This window comes from Haloquadratum walsbyi C23, from assembly GCF_000237865.1.
Classification (GTDB): Archaea; Halobacteriota; Halobacteria; order Halobacteriales; family Haloferacaceae; genus Haloquadratum; species Haloquadratum walsbyi.
Genome location: NC_017459.1, coordinates 1,365,231 through 1,384,059, shown reverse-complemented (window position 1 = coordinate 1,384,059; position 18,829 = coordinate 1,365,231). Strand labels below are relative to the sequence as shown.

Annotated in this window: 20 protein-coding genes and 9 pseudogenes; 4 read left to right on the top strand and 25 right to left on the bottom strand. The window is 54.2% G+C overall.

The window, feature by feature from the left end:
• Nucleotides 1-157: 157 nt before the first annotated feature.
• From HQRW_RS16000 to HQRW_RS06130, 3 genes are all read right to left on the bottom strand, one after another.
• Complete coding sequence (locus HQRW_RS16000) at nt 158-295, bottom strand: hypothetical protein (protein ID WP_162470313.1); 138 nt, start codon at nt 293-295, stop codon at nt 158-160.
• Between the two features lie 1,237 nt (nt 296-1,532).
• A complete protein-coding gene (locus HQRW_RS06135) occupies nt 1,533-1,928 on the bottom strand; it encodes a type II toxin-antitoxin system VapC family toxin (RefSeq protein ID WP_014555898.1) in 396 nt (131 codons plus the stop codon).
• Nucleotides 1,925-2,125, bottom strand: coding sequence for a DUF7557 family protein (locus HQRW_RS06130; RefSeq protein WP_014555897.1), 201 nt, complete (start codon nt 2,123-2,125; stop codon nt 1,925-1,927). Before HQRW_RS06130 ends, HQRW_RS06135 begins: the two co-directional genes overlap by 4 nt.
• Nucleotides 2,126-3,225: 1,100 nt before the next feature.
• Here HQRW_RS06130 and HQRW_RS06125 point away from each other — a divergent pair.
• Nucleotides 3,226-3,540, top strand: coding sequence for a hypothetical protein (locus HQRW_RS06125; protein WP_231852455.1), 315 nt, complete (start codon nt 3,226-3,228; stop codon nt 3,538-3,540).
• Nucleotides 3,541-3,759: 219 nt separating this feature from the next.
• On the opposite strand, the gene HQRW_RS06120 is transcribed toward HQRW_RS06125, so the two are convergent.
• The 3 genes from HQRW_RS06120 to HQRW_RS06110 form a co-directional block, all read right to left on the bottom strand.
• On the bottom strand, nt 3,760-3,951 hold the full coding sequence (locus HQRW_RS06120; RefSeq protein WP_231852454.1) for a CpXC domain-containing protein: 192 nt from the start codon (nt 3,949-3,951) through the stop codon (nt 3,760-3,762).
• 289 nt (nt 3,952-4,240) lie between these two features.
• Nucleotides 4,241-6,901: a hybrid sensor histidine kinase/response regulator gene (locus tag HQRW_RS06115; protein ID WP_014555894.1), complete on the bottom strand. Its 2,661-nt coding sequence runs from the start codon at nt 6,899-6,901 to the stop codon at nt 4,241-4,243.
• Nucleotides 6,902-7,253: 352 nt separating this feature from the next.
• Nucleotides 7,254-7,610, bottom strand: a complete 357-nt coding sequence (locus HQRW_RS06110) for a DsrE family protein (protein WP_014555893.1) — start codon at nt 7,608-7,610, stop codon at nt 7,254-7,256.
• A gap of 227 nt (nt 7,611-7,837) precedes the next feature.
• Here HQRW_RS06110 and HQRW_RS14950 point away from each other — a divergent pair.
• Nucleotides 7,838-8,513 (top strand): annotated as a pseudogene (locus HQRW_RS14950) (transcriptional regulator TrmB); the annotation flags it as partial.
• Here HQRW_RS14950 and HQRW_RS14945 read toward each other — a convergent pair.
• The 9 genes and pseudogenes from HQRW_RS14945 to HQRW_RS06065 form a co-directional block, all read right to left on the bottom strand.
• Nucleotides 8,469-8,681: pseudogene (locus tag HQRW_RS14945) on the bottom strand (DUF6735 family protein); the annotation flags it as partial. The pseudogenes HQRW_RS14950 and HQRW_RS14945 sit on opposite strands and share 45 nt — an antisense overlap.
• A gap of 68 nt (nt 8,682-8,749) precedes the next feature.
• A pseudogene (locus HQRW_RS14940) lies at nt 8,750-9,129 on the bottom strand (hypothetical protein).
• 106 nt (nt 9,130-9,235) lie between these two features.
• Nucleotides 9,236-9,424, bottom strand: coding sequence for a hypothetical protein (locus HQRW_RS16905; protein ID WP_077215969.1), 189 nt, complete (start codon nt 9,422-9,424; stop codon nt 9,236-9,238).
• Nucleotides 9,425-10,257: 833 nt separating this feature from the next.
• A complete protein-coding gene (locus HQRW_RS06090) occupies nt 10,258-10,587 on the bottom strand; it encodes a hypothetical protein (RefSeq protein ID WP_014555892.1) in 330 nt (109 codons plus the stop codon).
• Nucleotides 10,588-10,596: 9 nt separating this feature from the next.
• Nucleotides 10,597-10,953, bottom strand: coding sequence for a hypothetical protein (locus HQRW_RS06085; RefSeq protein WP_011571400.1), 357 nt, complete (start codon nt 10,951-10,953; stop codon nt 10,597-10,599).
• A 205-nt stretch (nt 10,954-11,158) separates the two neighbouring features.
• The gene (locus tag HQRW_RS06080; protein ID WP_231852453.1) at nt 11,159-11,521 is read right to left on the bottom strand and encodes a hypothetical protein; all 363 of its coding nucleotides are present in this window, start codon (nt 11,519-11,521) and stop codon (nt 11,159-11,161) included.
• Complete coding sequence (locus tag HQRW_RS06075) at nt 11,518-11,850, bottom strand: ribbon-helix-helix domain-containing protein (protein WP_014555890.1); 333 nt, start codon at nt 11,848-11,850, stop codon at nt 11,518-11,520. Before HQRW_RS06075 ends, HQRW_RS06080 begins: the two co-directional genes overlap by 4 nt.
• A gap of 84 nt (nt 11,851-11,934) precedes the next feature.
• Nucleotides 11,935-12,270, bottom strand: a complete 336-nt coding sequence (locus tag HQRW_RS06070; protein WP_014555889.1) for a DUF7558 family protein — start codon at nt 12,268-12,270, stop codon at nt 11,935-11,937.
• Nucleotides 12,270-12,560, bottom strand: coding sequence for a hypothetical protein (locus HQRW_RS06065; protein ID WP_011571396.1), 291 nt, complete (start codon nt 12,558-12,560; stop codon nt 12,270-12,272). The genes HQRW_RS06070 and HQRW_RS06065 overlap by 1 nt, the downstream gene beginning before the upstream one ends.
• Nucleotides 12,561-12,882: 322 nt before the next feature.
• Between HQRW_RS06065 and HQRW_RS06060 the strand changes: the two genes are divergently transcribed.
• Together HQRW_RS06060 and HQRW_RS06055 are read left to right on the top strand one after the other, a co-directional pair.
• On the top strand, nt 12,883-13,173 hold the full coding sequence (locus HQRW_RS06060) for a UPF0175 family protein (protein ID WP_011571395.1): 291 nt from the start codon (nt 12,883-12,885) through the stop codon (nt 13,171-13,173).
• Nucleotides 13,174-13,692 (top strand): DUF3368 domain-containing protein, encoded by a 519-nt coding sequence (locus tag HQRW_RS06055; RefSeq protein ID WP_014555888.1) that lies wholly within the window; start codon nt 13,174-13,176, stop codon nt 13,690-13,692.
• Nucleotides 13,693-13,816: 124 nt separating this feature from the next.
• Here the strand turns inward: HQRW_RS06055 and HQRW_RS14925 are convergent.
• The 10 genes and pseudogenes from HQRW_RS14925 to HQRW_RS16900 form a co-directional block, all read right to left on the bottom strand.
• Nucleotides 13,817-14,030: pseudogene (locus tag HQRW_RS14925) on the bottom strand (DNA-binding protein); the annotation flags it as partial.
• 73 nt (nt 14,031-14,103) lie between these two features.
• Nucleotides 14,104-14,403: pseudogene (locus HQRW_RS06045) on the bottom strand (hypothetical protein); the annotation flags it as partial.
• A 149-nt stretch (nt 14,404-14,552) separates the two neighbouring features.
• Nucleotides 14,553-15,362, bottom strand: a pseudogene (locus tag HQRW_RS06040) (nucleotidyl transferase AbiEii/AbiGii toxin family protein).
• Nucleotides 15,286-15,526, bottom strand: a pseudogene (locus tag HQRW_RS14920) (TFIIB-type zinc ribbon-containing protein); the annotation flags it as partial. The pseudogenes HQRW_RS06040 and HQRW_RS14920, both read right to left, overlap by 77 nt.
• 202 nt (nt 15,527-15,728) lie before the next feature.
• Nucleotides 15,729-16,022, bottom strand: coding sequence for a hypothetical protein (locus tag HQRW_RS06035; RefSeq protein WP_149031526.1), 294 nt, complete (start codon nt 16,020-16,022; stop codon nt 15,729-15,731).
• Nucleotides 16,023-16,217: 195 nt separating this feature from the next.
• Nucleotides 16,218-16,484 (bottom strand): hypothetical protein, encoded by a 267-nt coding sequence (locus tag HQRW_RS06030; RefSeq protein ID WP_049891757.1) that lies wholly within the window; start codon nt 16,482-16,484, stop codon nt 16,218-16,220.
• A 12-nt stretch (nt 16,485-16,496) separates the two neighbouring features.
• Complete coding sequence (locus HQRW_RS06025; protein ID WP_014555887.1) at nt 16,497-16,838, bottom strand: hypothetical protein; 342 nt, start codon at nt 16,836-16,838, stop codon at nt 16,497-16,499.
• A complete protein-coding gene (locus HQRW_RS06020; protein WP_011571385.1) occupies nt 16,835-17,194 on the bottom strand; it encodes a MarR family transcriptional regulator in 360 nt (119 codons plus the stop codon). Before HQRW_RS06020 ends, HQRW_RS06025 begins: the two co-directional genes overlap by 4 nt.
• Before the next feature lie 91 nt (nt 17,195-17,285).
• A pseudogene (locus HQRW_RS17140) lies at nt 17,286-17,447 on the bottom strand (DUF7558 family protein); the annotation flags it as partial.
• Between the two features lie 4 nt (nt 17,448-17,451).
• A pseudogene (locus tag HQRW_RS16900) lies at nt 17,452-18,505 on the bottom strand (ATP-binding protein); the annotation flags it as partial.
• Nucleotides 18,506-18,829 lie beyond the last annotated feature (324 nt).

The following is an 18,829-nucleotide window of genomic DNA, read 5'->3' as shown; positions in this document are numbered from 1 at the left end:
ATTCAGGTTGACTGTAAATATGTGTCGCTAAGCGAACATTAGTTCTTTCAGACGAACTTCTATTCGTTGAGCAAGTCCTCACTGATTTCAAATATTCGTTTTGCGGGTTTTCACCAGGACTTCTATGCGGTCAAGATGCTCGTTTTGTTATTCCATCTTATTCATAACACAGTCGGTCGACTTTGATGCCGAGTTTCCGCTCGATGACGGTGAGAACGCGGCGGTCACGCTCGGGAATAATTTCGATGCTGCGCTCTTTCTCTGTGACGAGTTCACCCAACTTGGCTCGATCCACGCCTCACTCGTATATATGCTTGTACTATCTCACATAATCAAGAGTGAGATGCGAGCGAAGGCGTCCGGATGTCGAAATGTGATACCGACAGAGGTTATGAGCCAACCGATGTACGTGCGATATTTTTGACTTTGCAGAACTACGTCCGACCGGCGAAGCATCCCATATCCTGGACACGATGCTAGACGACGAGTGTGAGAGTGACCTCCTGACGACAGTATCAGTGACAGCGACTAGAACTGTGACTGTGACTGTGACTGTAGTGCGTCCTCGATAGTAGTCACGTGAGATGTGTGAGTAGATATGATTTATTAACCAAGTCCAACCGCTACATATGATTTCACCGTTGAACGAGGCGACTGAGAGTATAATGAGAATATAATGAGAATATAATGAGAGTACAGCTGTTATCATATTCTGGTGATATAATTACAAATCCGAGAATTACTACGAACTAAGAAATATGACTATAATACTATATAATCCTTTAGACGTTTTTACATATCTATTGTAAGACTTATATAAATATCTAAATTTTATCAACAGAATCGTCACAGTAATTCATATGAACCATATATATGAAAGCAAGTCTATCTGATTTTTTAAATTCTATTCTGCCATGCGCTCGTTTAGCTTGGTAGTCCAGATAAGAACGGTCAGTGACTGATTCAACCCGATTGAAGATATTCTCATGATTATCAATATCTGAGACGCATCATGAGCGCGGTGACTCATGAATCGATCAGTGCGTTTATGAAAGATGCAACGCTGATATCCCCTCCTCAGGGCAGGGAAGACCTCAACAACTATACAGATAAAGGATACTCCGGTCAACATCATCTAAATCACGCCCCATAGTCAAAACACGGCGTAGCAACCACTAACAACCTTCCATACTGTTAATTAGGAATTTGACAGGATCGTGAATCACACGCAATCTTCAGTGAGTGACTGTTTCAGACGGTGGTATGTTTGAAACTCCTCAACTGATGACATGTTTTTGAAGCCATGCTGAATACAGAGCGCGTATCTTCAACAACGGTTCGATCCCGCCACTGAGATTTCTAGCAGAGAGTAGGTGGTATCAGGGTCAATCTTGAGGACTACGGTAATTGTCGAGAGATACTATACAAGATTCAGCCTCTAAGTTCAGCACGCACTTTCTGACAATAGTTGGGACGGTTGGGTACGGCCGTGTATCATGACACTTCCAGGCACTATCCAGGTATCCAGGGGACTAATACGGTCCAAATCTCCGGATAGAGAGGAGTTCACGGAGGCCTTCTGTATCGAAGTCAGCGTTGGAGACGACCAGTTCCTTCCCTTCAGATCGAGCCGTAGCTGCAATCATGAGGTCACGTGGCGACATAGGGTTGCCAGAGTCGAGAAGGCGGTCCTGCATCCGGGCAGCTTCAAACGCGATTTCTTCGGAGAAGTCAAGAGCAGTGACTCGCCCGAAGTTCTCACGCGCCCCGATGAGATCTGTCTCACCCGCTGAAAACACCTCACCAGCGAGAACTTCATAGATACAGATGCTGGAGGTGACCAAAACCGGTTGTTCATCGACGAAATCGACGACATCTTCGACACCGTCGAGGTAATCGATGATAACCGACGAATCGAGAACGGTCACTGCTGGAAGCTCTCTCGGGAACGGTTGATTGCTTCACGCGCCTTTTCGGCTTTGTCAGTTCCTTTCCATGCACCAGCCTTCATTCCCGAACCCTCGTTCGCCAATCGGTCGAGGAACTCGTCCCAACTTTCGTCTTCACGCTTCAACCGCGCCAGCTTCTCCTTCGTCTCGTCAGAAACGCGGATTGATGTGCTCATATGCATACATTGCGTATGCAAACAGAAGTAGTTTGAGGAACCTGTCCCTGTTGGATTACTACAGTGACTTTCGGGGTTGAGGTTGCTGCATACACCCTCTATGTCTCGCATACCGGTCCTATCACTTCTGGAGGATTTCACAAAGCTACTTTTTTCTCAGAAACGCCATAGTAGCTTCACAGTCATGATCAGAATCATGATCACGAGTATTCATACTGTTATTTCTCTCTCGTGTTTTGTTTCAGTGACATAGCATCGAATCTTGTTCCGCAATTCGACCCTTTCGTCACTCATTTTGATTGTATTACCCGTGAATCATTGGTCCTCACGTTCGATTCGGTCAAGTATAGCGTGAGCGGCTGTGACCTCTGAAACAACTGTTGGGTCACTCACATCGTCGGTCTTGATGTTCGATTCCACCGATTCAATGTGCGCTCGGAGCTCGTCTCTTATGTTATCCTTCGGATATACAGTTGAGACGTCAATCGCCCCAGTCCGACAAGTGTGGCAGGAGACTCCTCAGAATAGTTCTCGGTCAGACGACTCGCAGAGCTCACTGTTGGAGGTGTGTTCATGACTACATGATTTGTCTCTCACCCAGCATGTAAGCGACTATTCTGTTGAACCGAGGTAGCCATGATCTCAATATGGAATCAGACTCAGGGTGCATGAGTTATTTATCCTCAGTTTCTGATTGGTCTGTGACTTCTGTGATGTTCATCCCTTCCAACCCGAGTTCGACAATGAGTGGATAGAGATGACATGTCTTCTGTAACTCTAGGAGAGATTCAGTATCCTGTTTCGAGACTCCATCGGTGATGTATGCTGGCGGTGGTTCCAGTGAGTCGGGCTTCTTGACGCTTATCTTATCAAAAAAGAGGGTTCTGTAAGAAGATTATTTGCTAAGATAGCAGCATCCAACGGAGGTATCTTTAATACAGAGGGTGGGTCGGTCAGCATAAAGAGACACTTATTGACGAGACAGAACATATCTCAGTATGAACACGACCCGTGAGCCCGTCGCTCTCACAGTAGCCTCCGTTGTTGTGCTGGCGGTCAGCAGCTACTTTCCGTGGATGGCCCCCGGTCCCGACGCAACCATGATACCCGCTATCGGGCTTTTTACACTCGGCTACAAAGTCGCGTTTGCCGAAATCATTTTTCTCGGCGTGGCGACTGCAGCGAGTGGCGCTGTTCTCATGCTTCCGTGGAACCTAGCGAAAGGAGGGCTTCTGTGTGTCTTTGGTGTGGGATATGCTGTTCTGCCGCATTTTCTTGTTGCACAACAGTCTGTCGGGCTCCCCGGACCATTCGAGCCGACGATGGTCGGGCCAGCCCTTGCTTCGATTGCAGGTTGTCTTACGGTCGCTGCTGGCATCCTTGTGCTACGAGACTCGTTCGAAACCCTCCACTAAACATTACTCCTGTAACGGTTTTTGATCCCCTTGCGCTCATCACTGGGTATACGGCTTCACCCTCGATTAGTACTCCGTCTCTCTACGGCGGGTGAATTGGACTACTTTGAGGGAGTTGTACTGTCGCTTTACCTACTTCACAGAGTAATGGGTTGGTGAGCAGTGCAGGCGAAGCCCGGATTATTCGGTGGAAGAATGATAGACATCACACAAAATATTCTATTCTTCTGCGTATAGCAGCGTCCGTTTGCACTCAGGGCAGACATGTGAGACTGATGTGAGACTCCCCGACATCAGTTGGTCAACGAATCCACTGTCCGTTGAAACGATTGATGGCTGTCCGTGGCTCTCGTTCAACTTCATTCGTTCTAGTGGCTCGTCACAGTCTGGGCACTGTTTCTCAGAGGGCATATATATAGAAAGCGACACTCATTCACATAACGGCTACGACAGTAGCACTTCGGCAACTTACCTGAAATGAGGTGCTAAGACCTCTTCTTCAAGGAGCGAGCAACGCGAGCGAGTCGGGAGAGGATACAGGATACGGTGCCGCACGAATATCAAACACGTCAGACGCTCGAGCTATATGTCCACACAGTGCAACGGCTTATATGTGTACCCCTCGCAAAAGCAGAATCATAGCCAGAATCAAGACCAGTGCTAGAGTCAAAATAGTGATATATACTCCTCGACTCAGCACTCACTCTGAGTTCATCCGATTCGACTCAAGTTGAGTTGACTCACTTCGACTCATCTCAACGTTAGTCACTTCGAAGCGCGCTCCGCCATCAGCACTTTCGGTAATGGATATTTCCCATCCGTGAGCTTCAACCACTTGCTTCACGATTGAGAGTCCAAATCCAGTGCCATGTTTGCTCGTTGTATAGCCCGCCTCAAACACGTCATCTCGATCACTCTCAGAGATTCCGTCTCCGTCGTCTGCAATATAAAACCCATCCGTGAGTTCACCAATCGTGATTGTCACATTCTCGTTCTTATCGACATTATCATCCTGATTCCGTGCATGCTCAATTGCATTCCGCATCAAATTCTCAAGTAACTGTGCAAGGCGATTTACATCTGCTTTTACCGTGACAGTCTGGGTGGCAGTAATATCGAGATGGATTGTTGCATCGGTTGTCTCAACATTCTGCCAACAGTTCTGAGACAATTCAGCGAGATTGACTGATTCGACACTCCCAATTTGCTCATTTGCACGGGCTAACGTGAGAATACTTTCAATTAGTTCGTCCATCCGAGTTAATGCCGAGTCAATCTTATCGACTTGTTCACGCTGATCGTCACTATCACACTCCTCACGAAGAAGTTCCAAGTTCCCTTTTGCAACCGTGAGTGGATTCCGCAGGTCATGGCTCACAACGCTTGCAAACTCATCCAATTGTTTGTTCTGACGGTGGAGTTCCCGTCTGTCCTCGACGTACTGTGTGATGTCTTGTGCCACTGCCATCACGCGTGCAATCTCTGTTTCTGTCTCTGTGTTTGTCTTTGTTGTATTGCCGTTACCATCCACAGGTGTCACCCGAATTCGGTATCGTTTATTTCTATACTCCTGTTCGACAACAGTGGTATTCCCGTTGAACGCCTGTTCGAAGTGTTTGCATGTTTCATCCGCGAGTTCATCCGGAAACACTTCATGTGGTGTGTGACCCTCAATATCCGCAGGTGACAGATCAGCTTGCTTCAATGCTTCACCGCGAGCACGAACATACTCGAAATTGTCGTCGATTAGGTACACCGCTCCATTGGGAAAGTTCTCTGCCAACGTTTGATATTGCTGTTTCAGCTTTGAGAGTTCTTGTCTGCGTTCGTGCCTCTCAGTAATGTCACGGCTTGAACCAGCAATATATTCAACCTCATCATCAACAATGACTGGAGCAAGTCTGGTTTCCCACTGGATATACTCATCTCCAAACCGGACCCGCTCCTCATACTCGAGTTCTTTCCGTTGTTCGACGCATTTCTGATACTTTTCTTCGACCTTCTGTGCCTCCTTCCCACCCAAAACTTCCTGTATCGTTCGCCCACGACTCTCCTCAACCGAGATTCCTGGTGTGGCTTCCCAAGCTGGATTGAGCCGCTCGATTGTGAATGATTCATCAACGTTAATCAAAAACAGGTGATCTTGAGTATTCTGAAATAGCGTTTCAATCTGTTCGAGTTCCTGACGACGCTTTCGTTGCTGGGTGATATCACAGATCGCACCTTGAATCTTAACGATATCGTCACCGTCGTATACAGCCTCACCAGTAATACATACCCATTTTTCTTCATCCTCAGCGGTAATCAATCGGACATCAACTTCGTATGCTTCGCCCTGTGTACGACACTTTTCGACCGCTTGCTCAACTGCCGCTTGATCATCGGGGTGATAAAATTCGATTGCAGTCTCAACCGATGGCTCGAATTCCCCAGTGGGATCAAGATCGTGAATTGCGTATGTTCCACGCGTCCAAAATATCTCGCCGGTTTCAACATCAGCCTCCCACCCACCGACAGTAGCCAATTGTTCAGTATGTCGGAGCAAGTCACGATTCCGCTCAAGCGTTTCTTCACGTTCTACTCGATCAGAGATATCTGTATAAATAAAAAATCCGCCTAAGCCATTATCGCAGACAGCGTTTTCAAGAAGGAACTGGCGGAGACCGTCGGCAGTCTCACGAATAACCTCTCTCGACTCGAGACGACCACCCGCTTGGACATATTGATTCATCGATTCGGCTTCATCGATTCGGTCATCAGGAACAATGTGAGCGTCGAGGGAGTCACCAACGATATTATTACTTTCATACCCAAACACATCCTCGAAAGCCGAGTTCACTTGAGTGACGATTGGCTCACTGTTTTTATACCGCACCTCCACAGTGGGTTGTGAGAGGCGGTCGAAAAGGGTGCGAAATCGCTGTTGTTCTTCCTGCACTCGTTGTTTACTCTGTGACTGCTCAACAGCATTTGTGATTCGATGAGCTAACAATTTATACTGTTCCGTTCCAGATGATTTTTGCAGATAATCAGTCACTCCAGCAGAGATAGCTTCACTGGCGACTGTCTCAGACCCCTTACCAGTAAACAGAATAAATGGGAGTTCAGGGTACTTCTCACGCACAGTCTTGAGAAATTCGATCCCGTCTGCGTCAGGCATGTCATAATCAGAAATAACGCAGTCGAATGATGAATCAGCGAGCCGAGCGAGCCCATCACTTGCACTCGCGACGGCTTCGGTCTCAAATCGGTCATTTTCTCGTTCAAGAAATGTCGTCACCATCTCAGCGAAGTCTGAGTGGTCATCGACATGGAGAACGCGGATTGTATCCCTGCGTTCACGTCTCTGCCGAGTAGCCATATTTATGATTTCTTATTTCTCTCATAAGTATCTTCATTGTCAATGTAACTGGCATGAATATCGGCTTGAGTGCTTGTATTTGTATACTCAATTTGCGGCATCTCAGATTGGACTGCACGAATAGAAAATGAAAAATGAAAAATAAAAAATGTGCTTGTATATTGAATCTTTCTTAAATGAGATACCTCACAAGACGAATTTTGAATATTCAATTAGCCTATCGCGACACCGCAAAAATGAGTTGTTATATCGAGTGACGTTCGATCCACCACCACCGATATGTTCCCTGGTATGAGATATGAGCATCATAAGGGAATCGTCATATGTGGACTGTTTCTCAGATCAAATCCACTCAGAACGTGATGATCTCATAGTCGTCGTCGACAAGCGAGCGGATGCTCGGGTGACCGTCGTGGTCGCCGACGAGTTGGATACCAGAGTCAGCTACAGCGTCCGTCACACCGAAAGCATCCGAGCAGTAATCACAAGCAGAGGAGTCAGCCTTGACCACCTGATAGAGTTCGTGGTAGTCACTATCTTTATCTTCGAGTTCCGGAATCCACTGTGTTCCGGCGCCATCGAAAACAACTTCAAGCTCGTCGCCATCGGTTTCGGCGAACTCCTTAGCCGCTTCAAGCCCGTTTGCGAGCCGACCGTGGTCTGCGTGTGATTCCGTTCCGGCAAGGATCACGACTGCTGCTTTCGTCATTACAGACATCTGTATCCAAGTCACAGGTATAAGCTCACGGAAACGCACACGTCATCCGATGAATAGTATGTTGCCACCGACACCACACGCTGTGTATGTCATGAGAGTGATGCACGGTTCAGTCATCCCAAAGAATCGCATCAACTCGAAGGCATGGAAAAAGATCAATGAGCATGAGAATGAGGATTCAGGTCGTATGTTTTCGTCCCGTCGAACGCTACTAGCATCTCGTTCGTCAGCACTCCCATATTGACTTCCCCGAGCTACTGACCGGCAAGACACTCGCGGTACTGTACTACCTCGACCAGCTGCGGACTGTCTCCGAGATTGCCGACCGGAGCAACAACTACCGCAACACGGTCAACCGTCCTCAAACGGTTTCGCAACCGGGGTCTTGTTGGGACCGTCGACGGTCACTATGATTTCAACGCCGACTTCGACCATCTTCATAGGTTCGCCCGTGAACTCACGCATCAGATACATCGCCAGCGTATTGAAGCCGTTGCCTCAAGAAGCATGACTCTCTAGGAAGACCACGACGGATCTCTCGCCCAGGTCGAGACGGAGATCAACGCGGAGGCGTTCCCCGAAACCGGTCTCGCTCGGCTCGCAGCCTTCGACCTCCAGTTCCTGCTTACCGATCACCACTACTACGTCTACTCCGAGGACCTCGATGCCGTCTCGCGGGCGGAGCTCTGCTGTCACACGCTCTTGATCGATGATGGCAGCCGCCACCGCTCGTACTGTCTCCTCCTGCTCAGCCACGTTGACGTCGACGAGGCGGACCTCCGAGAGCAGGCGGCGAAGTATGGGCTCGAAGACGAAATCAACGCCTTGCTCCGCTACCTTGAGACGCACGGCGAGGTAGCCGTCGACGGCATCTGCCTCGAGACCATCGGCTAACTCCGCTAGCAGCTGTTTCGCCTACTTGGAGTCGGTGTCTTCGCCACCGAACGGCGACTCAGTCGAGATTCGGTGCTTTAGCTTCAGATTTGATGCACCCCAATGAGAGTAATGGAGCGTGTACTGTCCGTCGGTTCGTTCGTACGCAACAAGTGCGCGGTGGCCCATTGAACAATCACCTCGCAGGACGACCCACGACTGGATCGCACCGCACCCCTCCCGGGGGACGAACAACGCTACTCGTCGATCGGGTCGGGGGAACTGAGGTCCGCGTACAGCACCTCACCGTCGCGGACGACGTACCGTTTCGCCAGCACGGGAAATTTGCACTTGGTAAATCCGGCTGTCTGGATGTCGAATTCTTCGTTCGGTTCGAGATACTCCACGAGCGCCCGGAGGAACTCGTGGGTGACGATGCCACCGTCGTAGTCAGGAAGACCGTGTTCTCACGGGCCTCGTACACTTCGAAGCTGTCGTAGCCCCAGATGATCAGTTCGCTGTCGTCGTCCACCTTCCAGTTGAGCGTCCCGAAGCAGTGGTTCTCACAGAGCTCGCGGACTGCCTGTGGATCCGATACGAGCGCGCCGGTCGATGTCGTTGCGGGGAGAGTTGCCATCGGTTGTTCTCGGGAGCGGTCTCGCGCCCCCGCACCCCTTCAGGGGGCGAACAACCGCTCACGCTGTGACGACCACAGGACACTGCACTGCTGACGCGTCGTGCTGTCAGGATTCTCCGTGGATGTCACCGTCCCTCGTCGTATTCGGTTGGGTGAGAACATCCACCTGCTCGAGGAGCGTCGTCGCGGTGCTAATTCGCTCCTGATCAGCGGGCTCCAATTGGTCGATGTCGATACTGGTGAGGCTGCTGAGCGCGCGGTGGAGTCGATAACCGGGGGTGTCTCGTGGGTCCATGTGTGCGCCTCCGCCAAATTACGGCGCGAAAAACACCGGTGGGCAGTCAGCGGGACGGTCCGGGAGTGATCACGAATTGGCCTCCAGTTAACCAACAGAACGAATCGATATCAGGGTTCGTTGGTTAAACTGACACCGTCTCTATTGACCGGCTTCGGGTTCGACCCCATAGCGCGGTGTCCCGCACCGCTGACACTCCCACATGGGCTGCCCGGTCCCCTCGTCATCGGGGACAGCCTCGAATTCGCGGAATCGATGCTTAGTCTCCCGACCACACTCGCGCCTTCGCGAGCGCCCTGTGGGCGCAAGCGAGAGCGCGCCCGAGGCGGACGACCATCCAGCACCGCGCGCCGACCCGCCTGGAGCGAGCGGTCAGCGGGATATGCCCGCTCGTGTCCGGCCCGATGTGCGGGGTCGTGTCCAGGGCGACTGTCGCCGAGAACGCGCGCCGCGGTGTGGCGCGCGACAGCGCAGGCGGCACCAAGCGCTGGAACGCGAAAGCCCGCAAGGGGCGCAACCGACGGGGATACCCGCTGGCGCCGAGGGCACATCCATTTCAGCCCGGAACGGGCGCGGGCGGTGCGGAGAGCGCCCGCACGCCCGGAATGGTCGGTCGCGAGCGACGCGGAGGGCGGAACGCGGCGAGCGGGGCGGGCCGTAGAGAACCACTGGTCAACCGGGACCGACGGTTAGTGACACAGCCGACATCCTGGCGGACTCAGAAAGGGCGAGGCCGCCTCGGTCGTCCCCCGACCCCGCTAGCACCACAGGAACGAGGAGCACAGCGTGGGGCGCGGGATGCCAAGCGGCCGAGGGCTTTCACGAGACGCATCTCAGTCGTCTCCCTGTGCGTTCAACTCCCGAAGGGTCCAGACAGCCGTCGTGCCAATTCGAACATCATCGAAATTGCGCATATCGAGGGTGACCGTGGCTGTCCGAAACGGATAGTGCTCAACAAGTACACGATGGATGACAGTTCTGACCGCCTCTGCACCATATCGATCAACGACAGCAGCCATCGCCTCGTCGAAGTGTGCGTTGTGGTGGTTCTCACGCGGGTCCCGTGCTCGCTCAAGGACAAGTGTGGTCACGTCGTCGACCGACGCGTGGGCTGGATTCCCCGTCTGTTCTCGAACCTCGTAGAGAGCATCGGTCTCGGTCATGGGTAGCACCTATTCACCGTCGACGTCGTCAGCTGAGCCAGACGCAGCAGTCTCGAGACGGCGCTGACGGCGAACCTCGGCGAGGGCGTCTTCGAGCGTCGCGAGGTCATCAATCGCCGTGGCCTCGCTCATAATGTCGTCGAGAAGTGCGGCTCGTTCGACAACGTGGGTGTCTCCCTCGGTTGTCTCGATCGAGTCAATAGACACCGACCGCTCCTCACTCCATCCACACGCCCAGCAATTCCGGGCGACGACGATCTGCTCGTCTTCGTCAGCAGCAAGCAGTGCATCCGCCACTGATGCTGAGAGTGGATGGTCTGGCCCCACTTCCATCGTGACAGGGCCGCCACACGCAGGGCACTTCATATCGATACCGAATACCGCCGTCGCTTTCAATATATGGCGTCCGAGTCAAACAATCACATGGTCGTCGAGGAGGCGCTGCCGTAGCGAGATTGGGCGCCGTCAGGAAACGTGTTCGATGGTGATTTCAGGGAGTAAGTGCGCTGCTGGCTCCAGCTCGGCGAAGGATTCGTCGTTTGTGAGAATCGTCGGTTCGTGGTCACGGTGCTCAAACGCTAGCACGAGGATTGGAACGTCCTTTCGGCTGGATCTCACAGACGCGAGCGAGCGTCTGCACGGTCGGAGCTGATCGCTGCTCTCGCAGGAGTGCGTCGCTCACATCACGACTCGACGGCGCCTCGATGAGCCCTGTCATTCGCGTCAGTCGCGTCAGAAACCTCGTTTTGACGGTATCACGGTCCGCCGCAGAGAGACTCTGTGTCCGGTCGAATGCGGCCAGCGCTTCTTTGACCATGTACGCGTTGATAGCAGACGTTGTCTCACCGCGGTCGATTTCAGCAAGCAATTCAGCGGCCTGCTCGTTGGTTCGCAGTGTCCCGAAGACCCACAGATTCGTATCGAGGATCTTCACGCGTCAGACCCGTACACCTGCTCGGACGTCTCTTTCCGTGCCTCTTCGACGGCCTGTTCGAGGTCGTCCGCATCGACTTTCTCTCCGAGTGCTGCGAGCTCTGCGTCGATATCGCTATCGGACTGGCGGCTCTGCTCGGCCTGCGCCAGCAATTGCTCGAGCCGAAGCGCGGCGATCGCCGTGTCGTCATTGAGTTCTCGGAGATGGGATCGGCATGCTTCCTTGATGAACTCGCTCTTATTCGTGTAGATCCCCGTTTCATCGAGGAATCGCTCGATTTCGGTGTCGAGTTCGACCGGGAACTTGACGCTGACACTCGCGTATTTCATAGTAGTACCATCGTGCTACAAATATTTAAATGACGGGCTCAGCCCTTGTTCCGAGGGGTGACGTACGGACATCGCCTGTCCCCTTTATTCGCTGACCTCTTGGACAAGATGCTCCTCGAGGTCGCGCGTCCAGTACGTTGCAAGTCCGCCGGGATTACATCGCGCACAGAACTGGAGCGGCCCCTCGAGATGACCGAGTTCCACACGGAAGCGCGTGAGTGCTGCGAGGGCGTCGACGACGAGCCCACACCCGTCGCAGGTGTGGTGGTCGCGCTCCTCGGGATCCGGCCGATCTTGGACGGCACAGTCGACACAGATCGGGTGTGTCACCCGTTCGTCTTTCCCCCACGTATGCGCCTCGCCCATCTGTGACCCAGGCGGTGAATCGCAGAACGCACACCCGGAGAGCGTCTGTTGCATCAGTTGTCCTCCGCGTCGGCGTCGGTGGCGGCATGCCAGCCGCGATGGAAGGCGGCGAGATGGGTGATCGAGTCGAATGCTGCGCCACTCGGCTCGTGAACGAGGATCCGCTGGTCAGGGACCGGTGTCACCACATCGTCCTCGATGAGTTCATCAACGAGACGGCGGGCACTCCGCTCGTCGACGTCCGCTGTTGAGACCCAGGCCACATCCCGGTCCTGGGCAACGAGTTCGGTTTCGAGTCGTTCGTAGTCGTCCGTCGTGTCGTCGAGGATATCAGGTCCAGTCATGGAAGCTCTCACTCTGGACGTGCTTCGAGCGCGCCTCACGCCCTCCGGCGTTGACGAGACGCGAGCGTCTCGTTCGCACACCAGAACACGGGCGTTCTGGGGACGCAGACAAACATACTGGCTGGAGCGTGCCGACAGCCGGATGACTGACTCGAGTCCTCTCTATATTAACCAACAATCGCCGAGATCTTCCGGATCTATTGGTTAGTATTTTCGTATCCTCCCGCCCTCTTTCAGTGACTGTGGGCCTGCTTCACCACACCGGAGCCACTCTACCGGAAGCCCCGAAGCGTTTGTATACATTGCACACGAAGTAAACAGTATGGGAACGATCTCGACACGCGTGCCCGACGAGTTGGAGGCCGAGCTCGAGGCGTATCTCGAAGACGAGAAGCTCGACCGGAGTACGGCCGTTCGGAAACTCCTCTCCGAGGGGCTCGAGGAGTGGCGTCGCGAACGGGCACTCGACCAGCTTGCGGCAGGTACCGTCACGTTTAGCAAGGCGGCTGAGCTGGCAGGGATGTCCGTCTGGGACTTTGCACAACTCGCCAAAGAGCGTGATATCACTTGGGTGGCGGACGACCATCTCGACGCAGATCTCGAGGCGCTGTGAATGTGGGCATGGGTCTTCGACGCCACACCGCTCATCTACCTCGCGAAAGTCGACCGTCTCGCGCTTGTTCAGCAACTCGATGGGTCGTGCGCACTCCCGGAGCGCGTCTACGAGGAGGTCGTCGAAACTGGTCTCGAGCAGGGATATCCGGACGCCCGTCGCATCGAGCGCAGCGTCGATGCCGACAGGTTTGACATCGTGTCAGTTGAGACCACCCCGCTGCTGTCCCGCCTCCAGGATAATAGCAACCTCAGCGACGCCGATGTCGCTGTCCTCACCTGCGCCGACGCACATGATGGTGTGGCCGTGATGGATGAGACGTACGGGCGTGACGTTGCAGCGGCCGAGGGAATCACAACCCGGGGGACGGCATATCTCGTGCTGAAACTCGCTAGCGAGGGGGCGATCAGTGTCGACGATGCCCGAACCATGATTGATGCGATGATCGACGAGGGCTGGTACTGCGCCCCTGACGTCTATACGAAGATCATTCAGAAACTCGAGTCACTTGCGGACTGATGTGTACTCGTTGCGGCACGGAGGGTACGCTCCATAGCGGGGAAGCTCTCTTCCTTCGGTCTGTCAGAGCCAGATCACGAGACCGGTGATGAGTGTCATGAGTCCGAATGATAGCCACGTCGTCCGCGCTCATCAGATCTTTTCCACCGACAACGGCTTCACCCAGCCGCCAAGTAATCGCCGCTCGCGACCAGCCGTCCAGCTTCTTCGCCAACCGCATCGACTGCCTGTTCACCGCCGCCAACTGCTCCTGCGTGAGTCCTGCACGAGGATCGTCTCGCTCAGGGTCAGCCATCGGATTCACGCTCGCCGCCCGCTTCTGGAACCGCTGCCCGACGTCGTCGACCGGCGACGAACTTGTCCGATTCACGCCTGCTCACGCTGCTTTCTATCCGGTCGGTCCGCGAGGCGGTCCTCCGGGTAGAACACTCGAAAGCGCGTACAGTCGTCCTGTGGCGGTACTGTGTCCCACCACTCGACGTCGGACCCCCAGCTGTCGTACATCGCTTGATCCCGGCCGTATCCGACCGTCACGCCATCGAGCTGCGGGACCTCCTCGGGAATCGAGTTGGCATCGCCTTCGAGGAGTCGGAGTACGGCATACCGGAGATACTCGTGTGCAGGAGAGCCCTTGGCTTTGGCGACCTGGTCGTAATGCTCTGCGACCCGCTCCGCTTCTGCCAGAACGGCTCTGAGATGTCGCTCTGTCATGATTCGGTGAGGCTGGAATGCGCCTCCGCCCCTCGGCGGGCGCTCAAAAACTTAACCAACGCACCAGCCAGATATCCCGAATTGTTGGTTAATCACCAGAGCTCCGGATGCGACACCCATCGGCCATCGACACCGATATCGGCCGTTGCCTACGACGATCCCTGTCGGGAGATCGCCATGTCCAGCTGTTCCCAGACCATCTTGAACGCCGGCGGATCACCGGTCAGGTCCGGCAGCGTGGTCTCCCACTGGTGGCGGATCGTTTCTTGTTGCTCGGCCGGGAGTCCCTCGTTCAGATCAACGGTGAGCCCATCGTGTTTGCACTTCGCGTCGAAGGCGGGCCCCACGTCGGCAAAGTTGATCGTGACCGAATCGGTTTCGAGCAGCTGATAGAGGTCGTAGTAGTCACGGGCGGCCCCGCGCTGGTAGATCGCTCGGAGCTTTTCGGCGAAGATCTCCTCGACGCTGTACGCTTGGAGGTCGAACTCGGGCACATCTTCGTACGCGTGCGTGTGCTGAACAGGGTCAAAGGCGAAGTGCTCGTCGACCATCACATCGATACTGGTCGTGTTGGGGTGGTTGAGGACGGCGCGGTACTGAATCCTGATGTCGACGTAGTGGGTCGGGTAGTGGTCCTGCTGGGATTCGTGATGCTCCCGTATCTCGAAATCGATGCCAGAGCGGTCAGCAATCGTATCGAGGACCGTTCGGAGCTCCTGTTTGGATCCCTAGCACTCCCCTTCGACGCCAAAATCAAGATCTTCCGAGAATCGCCACGACTGCGGGAAATACAGTTTGGATAGCGCTGTCCCGCCTTTGAACAGGAGGTTATCTCCGCAGTCGCTCGTGAAGATGCCCCAGAGGAGCCACGAATTGACGTAGTTCTTTTCGGCGTACCCTTGCCGAACGCCCAGTTCGCTCGCGCTCCTCGTCGTACGCTCGCCACTCTGGTCCGTGATCGATTCGCTGTTCGTCGATGACCAGGCCACAGTCCTCGCAGACCGGTTCGACCGCGTTCGTGGCACGAGTTGACCCGTCCGTCGCACTCGGGACACTGGTTTGCACTCGATTCCGTTCGGACGTCTTCGTCGAATCCGCTCTCGTAGATGTCTCTAGTTGCCATCGTTCTCACCGTGTTTCGAGAACTCGCCAGTACAGCGAGCCCCTCACCCATTGAGGGGGAAATAAACTCTACGCGGGATTGCCGAACCTATTGAGAGATTTGACGGGGTTGAATTACGACGTTCTAGTCCCCCCTAAACGTAATGAAGGGTATGTGCGCCGAGGCTGCTTTCCCTTTGCGGGCCTATACGGGAATCAAATTTTCAGATATGTTTCTCAACCGGCTCCAAGGCGTAGGATTCCACCAGCTTATCCCGGCCGGTTAGGTTTGAATCTGCCATCGCCACGATCAGGTGGTAGCTTTCCAGGATTTCAGGAAGTTCCAACAAGAAGTCTGTAACGTCCGCTGCGTCCTCATTGTCCGGACTATTCCCGTAGGGCGAGTCAATTAGCAGCAGTTTGAGCGGAACCGTCTCACGCTCCTCCTCCAACTCTGCCAAAACCGTAGTGTGGAAAAGCAGCATATGCAGAAGGAGCTCTGCATCAGTTTGTCCCAACAGTCCTATCGATCTCTGCATATTGTCTGTACGGTGAATCGTGTAGCTGTACGAATTACCTCTGTCGAAGCGGACACCGGTGGCATTGGCAAAGGTGCCGCGTGTGAAGATTTCCAAGAGAGATTCCAGCCGCTCTCCCAGCCTGTTCTTCAACCGTTGACGGGCTTCCTTCCGCTCCTCGGATATACTGTTTTGCTAGGACTCCAACGCATCCATCCGTCGCTCCTTCCTCTGTCTTTCCTCGTCAATCTGGCTCCACTCCCACACCTGCCGGGCAACACCATGTAACGAGTCTTTCTTCGCGTCGATACTGAGTTCGAGGGAAGTATTCTTGTCCCGCAGATCTTCGATTTCATGCTCTATCTTCTCCTTTTCACGCTTATACTCTGCAAATCCGGATTGCTCTTTCCGTGTTTTTATGATTTCAAGTTGGTCCCTCTTCTCCTCCAGTTCCTCTTTCAAGAACTCAGGTTCTCAAGAAGATATGTAGTCGATCAACTGGCTGGTCACATCTTCGGTGCGATCGTCGACGAGAGAGGTCAGGTAGTGCTCAACATCGGTAGCACTGTTGAGGGTCGCGAGCGACCACGGAAGCACGTGGCTTCGTTCTCCGAGTGGGTCGCCCTCGTAGTCGTCGTCTCGGAGTGTGAGTGCCTCCTCGTGGTAGGTCTTCGTGGAAAGCAGGACCGTGATGAGTTGGGTACCATGATTCGGGAGATTCGGCGCTCCCAGAATGAGCATCGGGCGACCTTTCTCCGAGAGCGGGTCACTCGCCCAGGCGATGTCGCCACGTTCCAAGCCCTCAAACGTAGTCACTGTACGTCTTCCATCTCGTCGGTCTGGAGTTCCTCGAGACGCTCCTCACCGTAGTGTTCGTCTGCCGTCTCGTGGTGTCGGTGGAGCCGGTAGGCGGATTGGAGCCGTTCCTCATCGTCCGTGATCGCCCAGTACGGGCGCTTGTGCCGCACGAGACCGCGTTCCTTCAATCGCGAGAGAATTGCACTGACGGCGTCTGTATCCAGCCCGAGTTGTTCGGCGATTGTTGTCGCCTTCCACGCCCGGTCGTCATTCTTGTCGAGGAACAGCACGATCCGCTCAGTATCATTCCGCTCCTCGAATTCGTCGGCGTCAGCGTTCTCAAACTCGTCGATATCGATGGTACCGCTTGACATAACCTAGTGTTGGGGGCGTTGAAACATAGTTGTTTGGCATGTTTGCTACCGTGGATAAGGTGTTTCCGTGCCCAGACGCGCGGGAGGGGACTCACTCGGCTGGCGTTGCGACGAGATGCTCCTCGAGGTCGCGCGTCCAGTACGTCGCGAGCCCCCTCAGACTACAGCGGGCGCACAGCTGTAACGGACCTTCGAGGTGGTCCAGCTCGACGCGAAAGCGCGTGAGTGCCGCGAGGGCGTCAACGACGAGCCCAAGCCACCAAGTACGGTGTCTTCTCACCGATGTCCCCCTGTCCAGGACCGACCTTGAGCTTCTGACCGAGGAGTTCACGCCCTGCCGGGAGGACTGTGTAGTACTTCCGACCGCATGCTCGTCCTTCCTCCAGCAGGTCTTGCTCGACGAGCCGTTGCACATCCAGATCCTCAAAGTCGCTCTTGAACGAACTCATTGAATTCAAGAGTCTGTGATTTGGTGCGTCACCATTCATGATGTCGAGGATGCGGGTCAAGAATCGGACGTCGTCGTGCGTGAGTCCGCGCCGCTGGAGTTCGTCATCTAGAACGGTTACACCACCTGCCTATACTGGTGACGATCCAGTCTCCTCTTGTTCACTGACTGGTTCTTCCGGCTCAGTTGTCACGGAATCTTCAAATAATGAGGTGGTGTCTGTGTCTCTTTTTCCTCCTCTTCAGTGGTCGCCGAACCACTAGCTGCCTGTCCGATGAACGACGACTGCGACGAGTCCGTAGGGCTAGGCGAGTCTACGGATGTCGAACCTTCGTCGTTCGGTCTACTTCCCCAGCCCTCGTCTTCGGCTGTCTCCGATTCGCTGGTAGTCTCAGCAACCCCATACTGGACCTGTGTTCGCTCCGAAAGCCATGGGAGGACCACACGGTCTCGAAGTGCTCCTCCTGTTCGACAGAGAGCGGCTCGTCACTCTCTAGATGGCCGGCTGCTATCGGAAGCGGCTTCACCGAGAATGGGGGTGCCCCCGTCTTCCCGAATGACGAACTCGGCAGTTGTGCGATCCACTCTCCGCTGGGGAGTGTGTTGTTCCGATTTCTGAGGTCGGTCGGGCTCAGGTCTTCGTGGGTCAGCGACTCTGCGAGGTCGCGCTCGATGGAGATGTTCCCGACGAGCTTCGTCTTGATGTTGTTGAGGACCTCGTCGTAGGCGCGTTCGCTCCGATTTCGGACCTGTCCGGGGAACTGCATCACCAGTCCCATACTCAGACCGAACGACCGTCCCTGTGGAAGCAACTGCTCGGAAACGAGTTTCGTTGATGCGACGGGGGTCTCCTCCTCAATGATCTCTTCGGAGTCGAGAGACGGCTCTTCATCTTCAGTAGCAATATACCGATGAGCGACCGTCCTGAAGAATCGACCCATGGTATCGAACTCGTTCAAGTCTTCGATGTACTCCGTGAACTTCTCATGTTCTTCTGGTGTGAGGCGGATACCTACGAATTCGCTCCGGTCAGCCGTTGTATATCTTCAAATTCGCCAAGCCAATGTAGAACTAGGGTTTCACACTGCGTAGGAGAACCGAGTCTTCTCAAGACCTGTGTGCAGGGGACAGGACACGGACTTTGCGGAGCGATTGTGGACGAGTCGCCTGGAGAGTGGATTAGCGAT